This window comes from Mammaliicoccus sciuri (assembly GCF_002901825.1).
Classification (GTDB): domain Bacteria; phylum Bacillota; class Bacilli; order Staphylococcales; family Staphylococcaceae; genus Mammaliicoccus; species Mammaliicoccus sciuri.
The window spans coordinates 361,901-375,007 of the sequence record NZ_PPQD01000018.1 but is presented as its reverse complement, the minus strand read 5'-3'; the positions used below and the strand labels follow the sequence as shown (position 1 = coordinate 375,007).

Below are 13,107 nucleotides of genomic sequence, written 5' to 3'. Positions count from 1 at the left end.
AAATAGCGACCCGAAAATGAGATTTGCAGGCCGATAAAAACAAATATCGACCCGAAAACGGAATTTGCAGGCCGATAAATAAAAATATCGACCCGAAAATGAGATTTGCAGGCCGATAAATAAAAATATCGATCCGAAAACGAGATTTACAGGCCGATAAATAAAAATATCGACCCGAAAACGAGATTTACAGGCCGATAAAATAAATTATCGACCTGAAAATCTACCTGATACATATTCACGAAGGCTAGTTTCATTTCATTTATGGTGTAAATAATGTACCATCTGGTAATCTACTTTGCGTCCATTCGTGAGGTCTATACTGTATTGGATAAGAATCGACTAAATCTAAATTTATTTCTACCCCTATACCGTTTTTATCAATTGGATAAATATATCCATTACTTGGTTCAGGAATATGTGTAAATAATTTTCTTGTATTTTCTTTTATATCTACATGTTCTTGAATAGCTGCATTTTGCAAGTGAATATTTAAGTGTGTATTTACTGCAATACCTATTGGCGAAATATCAGGTGGTGTATGCCATGCAACTCTTATACCCATTTCTTCACAGAAATGAGCTAATTTAATAGCAGGAGTAATTCCACCAATCTGAGATACATGACATCTAATAAAATCAATTTGTCTATTAACTATGAGATGTTTCCACTCCATTGGGTTATTGAAGAGTTCACCAGTTGCAATTGGTGTAGTACTTTGGCTCCTTAGTTGTGTTAGCCATTCGTTTTGATCTGGTGGCAAAATGTCCTCTATATAATAAGGATCATACATTTCAAGTTGCTTTGCAAAATGAATAGCTTGATTAGGATATAATCTTTCATGTACATCGTGCAATATTTCTATATCATTTCCGTATTTGTTTCGTATTTGTTTAAACATTTCTAAAGTAGTTTGCATATATTGTTTTTGATCATAATAATTACCTTCTGTGTTATTTTTAGGCATATTAATTTTAGAAGCTATACCACCGTAAAATCCTAATTGACATCTTATGTGAGTATAACCATCATTTTTTAGAGTATCAATTTCATTGAATAAATCTTCAAGGCTTTCTCCAGAAGCATGTGAATAGGCAGGGATAGCATCTCTAGATTTCCCTCCAAGAATCTGGTATAAAGGCATCTTAGATAACTTTCCTTTTATATCCCATAAAGCCATGTCAATTCCTGAAATAGCATTATTTAATATTGGGCCGTTTCTCCAATAAGCATTTACATTCATTAATTTCCATAAATCTTCAATGTTATTTCCATCTTTTCCAACAAGAATTGGTTTTAAGTATTCTTCAATAATTGTTTTAACAGCTAATGGACGTTGTTGAAAAGTAGCACAACCAAAACCTGAAACTGATTTGTTCGTTTCGACATATACAACTACTAAATTATGTCTATCCGGTTTTACGGTGTAACATTTTATATCTTCTATAATAGTAGGTTCCATTATTTGTCCTCATTTCTTTTTAATATTAAATTAATTGAAACATTTGAATCTAGGCAAAGTCAATTTGGACTAAATATATGTGCAATAGACTAAATAAATCAGTCCAATTTTAAAATATATATCATCTAAAAGATTGATAAATCAATGATTGTAAATATCTATATATAATTTTGGTTGGTTTTTTATGTTTAATATTTTGTGTTATATTTTTGTAAACGCATACAGAAGCGGGAGGGATATTATTGGTTAAAAAGGATATGGTAATAGACGATATAATAAAAAATCTTGGTGGTAAAGATAATATTATAAATGCATGGCATTGTATGACAAGGCTAAGATTTGATATTAAGAATGAGGAATTAATTGATAAAAATAGTATCGACAATCTTTCAGGAGTGCTAGGATCTCAAAATCAAAATGGTCAATTTCAAATTATAATTGGTACTGAGGTAGAGTCTTACTTTAATATTTTATCTAAGAAACTGAATTTAAGTACAGAAAATAACGATGTGTCGGATGATGATAAGAAAAGTATCGGGAAGTTATTTATGGACATTTTATCAGGTGTATTTGGACCTATAGTTCCAGCAATTGCCGGTGCAGGTATGATAAAAGGTCTAATTGCGGGACTAGTAGCACTTGAAGTTATCTCAGAAAAAAGTGATACAATTAAAGTGTTAGATATGTTAGCGAGTGGTGTGTTTACATTTTTACCATTCTTTATTGCAGCTTCTGCAGCAAAAATATTCAAAACAAATACATATTTAGCGATAGCTATTGCAGCATCTATGATGTTTCCTACTATGACAGAAGCAGCAGATGCAGGTAATGTTTCTGCATTTCATTTATTTGGATTTATACCTATTCCAGTTTTTAATTATGCTGGTACTGTTATACCTATTATTTTTTCAGTATGGATACTAAGTTATATTTATAATTGGGTTAATAATATATTGCCGAAAGTACTGAGAACGGTCTTTACACCTACATTTTCACTTTTTATAGCTGGATTAATTGCACTTACTATTATTGGGCCAATTGGTATTTTCCTTGGAAATGGTCTTGCATTTTTAATAGAACAGTTATTTAATATTTCTCCAATTTTAGCAGGAGTAATAGTTGGAGCAATACGTCCGATAGCTGTATTGACTGGGTTACATCATGCAATGACGCCTATAGCACTTCAAAATTTTGCGAATCAAGGTTATGATATGCTAATGCCAATGATGTTCATGGCTAATATGGCAATTGCTGGTACTACTTTAGCAATGTATAGAAAAACAAAGTCATCTAAAGAAAAGTCTATAATTGTTTCTTCTGCAATTTCAGCTTTTTTAGGAATAACTGAACCTGCATTATTTGGTGTGATTACTAAATATAAACGAGCACTTGTAGCAGTTACCTTAGGAAGTGCAATTGCATCAGCATTTATTAGCTTTTTTGGAGTTAGAATTTATGGCTATATTTTATCAAGTATATTTAGCTTACCAGCTTACATAGGCAAATATTTTATTTTTGCAATAATAGGTATTGTAATCGCTATAGCAGTTGCTTACTTTAGTGGGATGCTAATGGTAAAACGAAGTCCTGAATTAGAAGAGGATAAAAAAGTTACAGAATAATACTTATGTATAGGATACAATAAAGTAAGGATAATCTAGTCATATCTTAATCACCTAAAATAGAGGGCGTTTATCATTATGAAGAAAAAAGAATTTATATTAAATGATATATTGAGTAAAATTTATCAACAACACTTTATTAACGGAAAATTACCTACACAACGTAATTTAGCAAAAGACTATCAAGTTTCTCGATATACTATTCAAACCGTAATAGATCAATTAGCTGATATAGGAGTTATAAAATCAGTTCAAGGATCTGGCATATTTATTAAAAAAAATGTTCGCCAAAATCCATTGATATATAATTCGATTACTGCAACTCCTTATTCTAGATTAACATCTAAACCAATATATTTAAGGAAAGTTAAAGCTACGGATAAAGATAGAAGAATGTTTGAATTAGAAAAATCAGAAGAAGTTTGGGAGTTTCAAAGAATAAGAATTGCTAACTATCAAATTGTGCAGATTGAAACTTCTAGGTTACCATATAGAGCATTTTTTGATTTAAGCGTAGAAGATTTAAAAGATTCAATTCAAGAATTCGTTCAGAAAAAAGGTTACAAAATTTCTCATAATATAACGACTTATAAACCGACAATAGTTGATAAAAATCAAGCTGAATTGTTAAGCTGTAAAAAAGGAATTCCAGCAATGCATATTCAAAATAGAAGTTTGTTGAATAATGGCGTTATATATGAGTATAGCGAGGTAATAGCATTAGATTATTCTTGTACATACTTAACCCCATTCAATAAAGAAGTACATCAATCTCGTAAACAAGATTAAAATATATAATAACAGAGGGCTTGAAAATCTCAAGCCCTCTGTTTCTTTATTTTTCTTTCGTTGTATCTGTACCGAAGTATTTATCTGATAGGTCAGATAGTGTGCCGTCTTTTTTAAGTTTTTTAACGCCTTTATCGATGTCTTCTTTTAGATCTTTATTTTCTTTTGTGAATGGGAAACTTGTTCCGACTACATTAAATGGTTTACCTACAAATTTAATTTCTTTTCCGCGTTTGTTTTTATCTGCAGCTGATACTGAGTCTGAATTGACATAGCCGTCTAATCTTTGGTTTTCTAAATCAAGTAGGGCGCCTTCACGGTTTTCGTAAGTTTTAGTTTTGAATCCGTAATTATTTTCTTTATTAAAGTTCTCTAATGCTTCTGTGTGATTTGAACCTAACACGCCTGCAACTTTTTTACCTTTTAAATCTTTATAGCTATTAATATCTTTATTTTTAGATGATGTAATGATTTGGCTACCGATATATGAGTATGCATCTGTGAAGAGATATTTCTCTTTACGCTCATCTGTTGTTGCCACAGCATTTGCTATTGTATCAATTCTTCCTGATTCTAATTGTCCCATAAGTCCTGAGAAGTCAGCTTTTACCCATTTAACTTTATAACCAGCTTCGTGAGCGATTTTTTCAAATGCTTCGATGTCGTAACCAACTAATTTACCATCTTTTTCATATGAATTTGGATAGCTTTGTCCTGTAGTACCAGCGACAATTGTACCTTTATCTTTTTTGCCTGAATCGTTTGAACAGCCTGCCAACACGATGAGGCCAATTAGTAAAAATGTTAATATTTTTTTCATATTTTATATTTCTCCTTTAAATATATAGTTTTGTAACATTTTAGTATCTTTAATTTCATAGAAATCATGAATATTTTCCCAATGTTTATAAGATGCATGTTTGAGTTTAGTAAGATGTTCGTCTTTCGTTAATGGTTTATATGGACTACCTTTAGGTGCATTCACTCTTTGTTTAAACTGTTCACCCGTCACTAAAGTTATTTCAACGATTGTAAATCGATTTTTCGGTAGGGCATGTGGACTTGGTTGAATGTCATCATCATAGTGTCTAACGATTTTCTCCATAAGTTGATTAACGTCATGACTAATAGGTTTATTTAAAAATTGATCCACTGTTAATTCTTGATTCAGTAATAAAAGTGCTGATACATATTCAGCACTAAAAGCACCTTCTAAGCCAGTTTCTGGTGATTTAAACTTCAATGCTGCATCACCGTTCGTAGGAAAAGTAATTTTGACAGATTCTACTTTTTCCGGGGAAATATGATGTGTTTGTTTAATAGTATTAATAGCATCGATTAAATGGTAATTTGCTGAGCAACATGGATAAAGTTTGTACCACATTCCTGGATGTGTAATTGACCATTGATCGCCGAAATTTTCAATAATTTGCGTAAATGAACGATTTGATGTACCAAATAATTCATAAAAAGTAGGCATCATATTTTTATTACCTTCAAGTACACGTTTCTGTGAGATACGTGCTGCTAAATAGGCTTTTTGAGATGCAAGTCCAACATGGAATGGTTTAACGTCAGAACCGAATTGGTTACGTAAACCACTTGCTTGTGTAACAGCTATTCCAATAGCATTCGCAAATGAAGGAGCATCTAAATTTAAATAGTAACAACATGCAGCAGTTGCACTTAATAAGCCGATTGTTGATGTTGAGTGCCAACCTTGTTCGTAGTGACAAGCACCAATTGTTTCGCCAATTTGAGTCGCCATTTCGACACCGATAATATAACTATCAATAAAGTGTTTGAAAGTTTGCGTATCGTTTTCTGCAACTGCTAATAAACTCGGTAGTATAACAGCTGTAGGATGACCTCTCATACTTGAGTGAACATCATCAAAGTCTAATATATGTGCAATAAAACCGTTCACTAAAGCAGCATTTGAATGTGACAATTGAGCTTCATATCCTATGATAGATGCATTGCCTGATCCTTCTTCTTCTTGAATGAAACTTATTAAATCATTGACTTTATGATGATTGTTAGCACTGTAAGTTGTTGCTATAAAGTCAAGTATGCCAGTGATGGCGTTATCTCTTTCAATAGTAGAAATATGTTTCGACTGACGATAAATCCTTTCAACTAATGCTTCTGTATCTGTCATTGTAGAACCTCTTCATCTTGTTCAGTTTCAATTTTATTGATGAATGATTGTGTTCTAGAATTGTGAGACTGATTAAACACTTCGTCAGTTGTTCCACTTTCAATAATGTTTCCATCTTCCATAAAAATGATTTTATCTGCAACATCTTTTGCAAATGACATTTCATGCGTTACGAGAATCATTGTTTTCTGCATTGAAGCAATGTCTTTAATGATTTTTAGAACACCTGAAACAAGTTCAGGGTCAAGCGCAGATGTTGGCTCATCAAAAAGTAATAATTCTGGGTCCATAGCTAATGCTCTCGCTATACCAACACGTTGTTGTTGACCTCCAGATAAAGTTGCAGGATATTTATCTTTGAATTTTAGTAAACCGACTTGGTCTAAATATTTTTCGCCAATTGAATATGCCTCATCTTTAGGTAACTTTTTAGTCGTAATAAGTCCTTGTGTTACATTTTCTATAACGGATTTATTTTTGAAAAGATTATAATGCTGAAATACCATTGTTGATTTTTGAATAAGTTGTTGAACTTGTCTCTTTTTATAATTTTCGGCATCTACTGTTACATCATCTATTGAAATAATGCCTTCATCTGGTACTTCTAACCAGTTCAAGCATCTTAACAAAGTGGACTTTCCTGATCCAGACGGTCCAATAATCGCAAGGACTTCACCTTTATTAAGTTCTATATCTATACCTTTTAATACAGGTGTTTTGTGGAAAGATTTTTTAATACCTCGTATTGAAATCATGAATGTCACCTAACTTTCATAAGGTTTGTTGAGTTTTTTCTCTAATAAACTTTGCAAGTATGTATATATAATCGTAATTAACCAATATACAATTGCGACAGCTAAGAATGTTTCTAAATATTTATATGAAGCGGCAGATAATAATTTACTTTTAGCGAATATTTCAGTAACACCTAATGTAAATACAAGTGATGTTTCTTTAATTAACCCGATAAAAATATTACCTGATGCTGGTATGGCATTACGTGTTGCTTGTGGCAGTATAATTTTAAGATAAGTTTGGAATTTGTTGAGTCCGATAGAATGGGCTGCTTCAAATTGACCTTTATCTACTGATGTAATAGCCGCTCTAAAAATTTCTGCTAAGTAAGCTGCATTTTTAATACTTAAACCTATAACAGCTGCTGTTAAAGCATCAACAACTCTCATACCTGGAATAAGTTGTGGTAGTCCGTAATAAATTAAGAACAGTTGTACTAAACTCGGAATGGCTCTAAAGAACGAAATATATAGTAGGGCGAGTTCTTTAAGTACGGGTAATTTAGTACGTAAAATTAATGCAATAACTAATCCACCTAATATTGAAATGACTAGTGAAATTACAGCTAGTGACAATGTAATAGGTAAATAGGGCATTAATTTTGGAAATGTTTGTAGAAAATATATTGGATCAAATTTCAATTGTTTCACCTTCTTCGAATATGACTTGATTAAATTTTTCTTTAAGTTCTTCAGTGCCTTTAAATTTGTCTTGGTTAAGGACTTTCACTAAATATTGCGTAATATGTCCTTTTTTTAAGTCTTGCTTACCAAATTTTTGGTACCCTTTTTTGACGTACATATCTATTAACCATGGATGATGATCAGCAGTTCCGAGTGAAACGGCTGGAACGTTTAAATGATTCAGTAAGTAATCATTTTCTACATAATTTAAAAGTTTTGACCCGAATTTTTTGTTTTTATATTTAGGTGATGTTGCGAACCACCATATATGAGGGAAATAGTATGGTCCAGGATTGTCACTCCATGGCATCCTTAATGAAAGTGTACTGACAATTTCATCACCAGATTCAAGTATGAAACAAATATTTTCTTCTAAATTTTTACGTATTGAAGCTTCGGTTGGGTTAGCAGACTGAAAGTTAATACCTAGTGCTCGAATGGGCTCGTAGGCTTCGTACATCAAATTGATTAAGTCATATATATCATCTTCAGTTGCACGTCTAACAATTGTTTCCATTGCGCACCTCTATTCATTTTCTAAGCCTAATTTTTGTCGTAATGTGCCTTCTGAATAAATTTCTTTATATAAATTTCTTTCTTGTAAAATTGGTATAACGTTATTGATAAATAATTCAAATTGTGAAGGTAGAATAGGTGGCATAATGTTGAAACCATCTGCAGCAGAAGATTTAAACCATCCTTCCATCTTATCTGCTAATTGTTCTGGTGTACCGACAAAGATATGGTGACCTCTAGAACCAGCAACTTTCTTATAAACTTCTTCTAAAGTTAAATCGTTTTTAATCGCTTCTTTAAGAATTATTTCAAATCGACTTTGAACACCGTTACCTGTTGATAGATCTAAATCAGCAAACTTAGTATCTAAGTCATACTGTGATAAATCGATATTTCCAACATAAGGTGCCAATATACTTAATCCAACTTCAGGTAAGATTAAGTCTTGAATTTCTTGATAATTTTGATGCGCTTCTTCTTCAGTGTCACCTAAAATAGGGAATAAACCTGGCATGATATATACTTCTTCAGGATTACGATTTTGTTTAGATACTTTCTCTTTTAACTGTTTATAAAAGTTCTGAGCATCTTCAATTTGAGTTTGTGCTGTAAAAATAACATCAGCTACTTTTGAAGCTAAATCTGTTCCTGTAGGGGAAGAACCAGCTTGTATTAATAATGGTCTTCCTTGTGGAGAACATTCAATATTTAAAGGACCTCTAACTTTGAAATGTTTCCCTTCATGATCAATCGTATGTAATTTTGAAGCATCAATAAAAGCTCCAGTTTCTTTGTCGCGAACTAAAGCACCTTTATCCCATGAGCGCCATAACTTATTCGTTACTTCAACAAATTCATTTGCTCGTTCATAACGTAATTCATGTTCCATTAACTTAGTACCATTAAAATTTTCAGCAGTAGAAGTTATTGAAGAAGTTACAATATTCCAAGCAGCTCTTCCATGACTTAAGTGGTCTAAAGAACTAAATTGACGTGCAATATGGAAAGGTTCACTGTATGTAGTAGAGGCAGTAGCAGCTAATCCGATATTAGTCGTTGCTGTAGAAAGAACAGATAAAAGTGTAAACGGCTCAAATCTACTTAATATATTTGGATGTGAACTTTCAGATACGAATAAGCTATCAGCAAGAAAGACTAAATCGAATAAACCTTTCTCTGCTAATTGCGCAGTATTTATTAAATGAGTTAAATCCATAGGACCCTTTTCAATAGCATTTTCATGGCGCCAACTCGCCACATGATGACCATATCCCGCTAAAAAGAGACCCAGTTTTATATGTTTATGTGTTGTCATAATATCCTCCCAAACATTTTAATCCGATAGTTTTAATAAGATATAAAGAATACCACTTAATTTTAACAATTGTCAATAAAATCTGACTATTTTATTAGGGATTAATATTAAAATAATGTACTATTTGTGAACATTTGTAAGATGATATAAAAAATTGAATGTCATGCTTGTTAAATCGGGTTTTTGTAAGTGTGATTTGATTAATAATATTATTAAAATATATTAAAATAGGGTGGAGGGATTGAGGGAGTTATGTTGGCGGAGATTTCTGGACCGATAAAATAAATTACCGGTCCGAAAATGAGATTTATAGGCCGATAAAATAAAATAGCGGCCCGAAAACGAGATTTGCAGGCCGATAAATAAAATTATCGACCCGAAAACGAGATTTGCAGGCCGATAAAATAAAATAGCGACCCGAAAACAGGATTTGCAGGCCGATAAATAAAATTATCGACCCGAAAACAATGTTTCGGGTCGCTCAATCTTTAAGATTCAATCAATTTTTCGTTATGTAAATTAATATAATATACTTCGTTATCTGTCCATTCATCAAATTCATAAATAAAGTTCTTTCTTAATACTTCAAATTCAAATCCTAATTTTTTAATGAGTTTCTTAGAAGGTTCGTTATCTATATTAATATGTGCTTCTATTCGATGAAGGTTTAATGTTTTATAACATTGACTGATGACTTCTTTCATAGCTTCATATGCATAACCTTGATTCCAAAATTGGTTGTGCAAGAAATAGCCACATTCTCCCCATTGAAAGTCTGATCTGCTTAATACTTTAATATCCAACATGCCTACATGTTTGCCATTTTCTAAAAATATTCCAAATATAAACGTATCGTCTTGTTTAATGAGCGTTTGTTGTTTATCAACAAGTTCTATAAACCATGTTTCGTCGCATTCTTCCATATTGATTTCCCCTTTGTCATGTTTATATTGCGAAGGGTAGCGATTTTCAAAGCCTTCAATCCAACCTTTGTGGTCATCATAGTTTAAAGGTCGAATCGTCAACCTATTTGTACGGAAAGTTAATTCTTTATCTGTATACATTAAAAATCCCTTTTGTAAAAATATGTGTAATTAATCATATTATATACTTTAATTTCCTAGGTTTATAGAGGAAGCTTACAATAACGATGCATGCTATTCATGAATTATTAGAGGTAATGAATACTATCCGATATAATTTGGTTATATAACGTCGAGTAAATATTATAGTAATAAATTATGATTAACCATGTAAGGAGGGAATGGAATGATAGATGATTTAAATAAAGCATTAGATTATATTGAAGATAATTTAACAAATGACTTATCTATTGAAAATATTGCTAAATATGTAGGTATATCGGATTATCACTTTCGGAAAATATTTCAGGCAATATCTGGTATGCCCTTGAGTGAATATATTAAAAAGCGTAAATTGTCATCAGCTAATGTTGATTTAAAAAATGGTGAATCTGTTACTGAAGTAGCCTTTAAATATGGTTATCATTCAGTAGATGGATTTAGTCGCGCATTTAAAAATTGGACAGGTTCTTTGCCATCAAATGCGATTCATCTTGCAAGTATAAAATCATTCCCTAAATTTACTTTTACGCTAAGTATAAGAGGAGGTATAGATATGGAATACAGAATTGAAAATAAACCTGCTATTAAATTTGTCGGGGTTTCAACAAAGATACCTATGCAATTTGCAGGTGTAAATCAAAGTATTGTAGAGCTTGCAAATAGTATTTCAAACGAACAAAAATCATATATGCATACACTTAATAATATTGAACCAAAAGAAGTATTAAATATTTCTTATGATGCTGATGCATATTTTGAAAAAGAAGAAGGATACTTAACTCATATGATTGGTGTAATTACTGATAAAGTAGAAATAAATCGTGAGTTATTAGATGTTTTTGAAGTTGAAGCACATACTTGGGCTGTATTTCCTAATGAAGGACATTTCCCAACTACAATGCAAAATACTATGGCAAGCATTTATGCAGAATGGCTACCATCTTCTGGGTATGAATTAGAAGATGTACCAAATTTCTCATTTACAAAAATGAATAGCCAGGAAGAAACAGCTTACAGTGAAATTTGGATAGCAGTTAGAAGTATAGAAAAAGTCTAGGGTGCCATACCCTAGACTTTTTCTCATCAATAAGCTTTCTCTATATCATCTAATTGTTTAATTGTTGAACTAATGCCACCAGAACCGAAGAACCATGTGTTGGAATCAAATTTCAGTATATCTTTATTTTTGATGGCACTAATATTTTTAATAACTGGATTTTTAAGTTCTTGTGGTAATCCTTTAGAATCATCATCTGTTCTATTTATATAGAAGATTTTGTCTGGATTCTTTTCAGCGATATATTCGTATGACACTAACTGTCCACTTGAGTTTGCAGGCATGTCTGGATCAATATGTTTGATACCTAAATCACCACTTAAAAAGCCACCATATCTACCAGTTTTACCGTATGTCTTAATGCCTTTTTGGTCAATATTCGCAAACATAACGGTATCGTCATTCACTTTACTTTTTACAGTTTTAACTTTTTGGTCGAGTTTCTTTATGAGTGATTGAGTTTCATTTTCTTTATCGAATATTTTTCCAATATTTTGTGCATTTTCCTTAATAGATTCTATGTAACGATCATCATCAGGACTTACGTAAAGTACTTTTGCATTTGGCGCAGCTTTTTTAAATTCTTTTAAGTTTTTAGTATAAGCTTGCCTAAATGATATTAAAATTAAATCCGGATTTTCTTCAGCAATTTTTTCAAAATTAGGTCTACCAGGATTTCCTAAATTGGTATATTTATCATTTTTAAACTCTGATAAATAACTTGGTAAGAAATCACCATTTGGACCTTTAGGAATAGCCGTTATATGTTTTTGTAATTTCAAATCTTTCATAATATCTAAAGCACCATAATCCATGACAATAACTTTTTTAGGATTCTTAGGTATTGTTACGTTTTCAGTTTTTTTCTTGCCTCTATTATGATCTTTATTCTTTTCTTTGTATTCAAAAGTCTTCTTGATTGTGACAGTATCTTTATGACTGACTTCACTTTTACTATTACTACATGCAGATAATAATAAAAGTACACAAACGATGACGGTAATATACTTTTTCATGATTGCCTCCCATTTTCTAATTGATAACATTTCTCAATTATACAAAATAATTTAAGAATAACAAGTGCTATTTTTAAAATTTAGTGATGTTTTAATAAACATAAGACGGGAATATTAATAATATAAAATAGAAATGGGGGATTTATTCATGACAGTCGTAAAAAGTTATATCAATGATGAAACATTGGAAAATGACATTAACAAGCTGAAAGAACTAAATATTAACCCAACAGATATTTTTGTACTATCACATGACGATGACAGAACAGCAAGAATCGTTGAGCATACAGACTATGACAATATAGATTACAACAACAAAGACTTAGGTCGAACATTTGATAAACAAGGTGACGAACTAAGAGCTAAATTAATAGAAATAGGTTTGTCCAAAGAACAAGCAGAAGATTACGAAGAAAAAATGGACGAAGGAAAAGTATTCCTAATTTCCAAAGATGATAAAGCAAAAGAAGTATTGGAATAAAGTATATATATTAAATCCCAACTCGAAAATATCGGGTTGGGGTTTTTTTATGTCCGTATAATTACTTATTCCACCCATAGGATAATTTGTATATAATTAAAGTAAGTCATGATATGGTGGTATGC

General features: G+C 31.6%; 13 protein-coding genes. 4 read left to right on the top strand and 9 right to left on the bottom strand.

The window, feature by feature from the left end; translation table 11 throughout:
* Positions 1–262 precede the first annotated feature (262 nt).
* Positions 263–1,462 carry an enolase C-terminal domain-like protein gene (locus CD035_RS06335; RefSeq protein ID WP_048541471.1) on the bottom strand — a complete coding sequence of 400 codons (1,200 nt, stop codon included), beginning with the start codon at positions 1,460–1,462 and terminating at the stop codon, positions 263–265.
* A gap of 242 nt (positions 1,463–1,704) precedes the next feature.
* On the opposite strand from CD035_RS06335, the gene CD035_RS06330 reads away from it, so the two are divergent.
* Entirely contained in the window at positions 1,705–3,084 is a 1,380-nt protein-coding gene (locus CD035_RS06330) for a PTS transporter subunit EIIC (protein WP_229412527.1), read from the top strand.
* Positions 3,085–3,162: 78 nt separating this feature from the next.
* Complete coding sequence (locus CD035_RS06325; RefSeq protein ID WP_048541472.1) at positions 3,163–3,873, top strand: GntR family transcriptional regulator; 711 nt, start codon at positions 3,163–3,165, stop codon at positions 3,871–3,873.
* A gap of 46 nt (positions 3,874–3,919) precedes the next feature.
* On the opposite strand, the gene CD035_RS06320 is transcribed toward CD035_RS06325, so the two are convergent.
* The 7 genes from CD035_RS06320 to CD035_RS06290 form a co-directional block, all read right to left on the bottom strand.
* Entirely contained in the window at positions 3,920–4,693 is a 774-nt protein-coding gene (locus CD035_RS06320) for a transporter substrate-binding domain-containing protein (RefSeq protein WP_048541474.1), read from the bottom strand.
* A gap of 3 nt (positions 4,694–4,696) precedes the next feature.
* The gene (locus tag CD035_RS06315) at positions 4,697–6,034 is read right to left on the bottom strand and encodes an MmgE/PrpD family protein (protein WP_048541476.1); all 1,338 of its coding nucleotides are present in this window, start codon (positions 6,032–6,034) and stop codon (positions 4,697–4,699) included.
* Positions 6,031–6,789 (bottom strand): amino acid ABC transporter ATP-binding protein, encoded by a 759-nt coding sequence (locus tag CD035_RS06310; protein ID WP_048541478.1) that lies wholly within the window; start codon positions 6,787–6,789, stop codon positions 6,031–6,033. Before CD035_RS06310 ends, CD035_RS06315 begins: the two co-directional genes overlap by 4 nt.
* Positions 6,790–6,798: 9 nt before the next feature.
* Positions 6,799–7,425, bottom strand: a complete 627-nt coding sequence (locus CD035_RS06305; protein WP_048541896.1) for an amino acid ABC transporter permease — start codon at positions 7,423–7,425, stop codon at positions 6,799–6,801.
* Between the two features lie 34 nt (positions 7,426–7,459).
* Positions 7,460–8,029, bottom strand: a complete 570-nt coding sequence (locus CD035_RS06300; RefSeq protein ID WP_048541480.1) for a GNAT family N-acetyltransferase — start codon at positions 8,027–8,029, stop codon at positions 7,460–7,462.
* Between the two features lie 9 nt (positions 8,030–8,038).
* Positions 8,039–9,346 carry an LLM class flavin-dependent oxidoreductase gene (locus CD035_RS06295; RefSeq protein WP_229412529.1) on the bottom strand — a complete coding sequence of 436 codons (1,308 nt, stop codon included), beginning with the start codon at positions 9,344–9,346 and terminating at the stop codon, positions 8,039–8,041.
* A gap of 485 nt (positions 9,347–9,831) precedes the next feature.
* Positions 9,832–10,407: a GNAT family N-acetyltransferase gene (locus CD035_RS06290; protein ID WP_048541485.1), complete on the bottom strand. Its 576-nt coding sequence runs from the start codon at positions 10,405–10,407 to the stop codon at positions 9,832–9,834.
* Positions 10,408–10,612: 205 nt separating this feature from the next.
* Here CD035_RS06290 and CD035_RS06285 point away from each other — a divergent pair, with 205 nt between their 5' ends.
* Positions 10,613–11,485 (top strand): AraC family transcriptional regulator, encoded by an 873-nt coding sequence (locus tag CD035_RS06285; protein WP_048541487.1) that lies wholly within the window; start codon positions 10,613–10,615, stop codon positions 11,483–11,485.
* Between the two features lie 26 nt (positions 11,486–11,511).
* On the opposite strand, the gene CD035_RS06280 is transcribed toward CD035_RS06285, so the two are convergent.
* Complete coding sequence (locus CD035_RS06280) at positions 11,512–12,501, bottom strand: siderophore ABC transporter substrate-binding protein (RefSeq protein ID WP_048541489.1); 990 nt, start codon at positions 12,499–12,501, stop codon at positions 11,512–11,514.
* 148 nt (positions 12,502–12,649) lie between these two features.
* Here CD035_RS06280 and CD035_RS06275 point away from each other — a divergent pair, with 148 nt between their 5' ends.
* A complete protein-coding gene (locus CD035_RS06275; protein ID WP_048541491.1) occupies positions 12,650–12,982 on the top strand; it encodes a YflT domain-containing protein in 333 nt (110 codons plus the stop codon).
* The last annotated feature ends 125 nt before the right edge of the window (positions 12,983–13,107 follow it).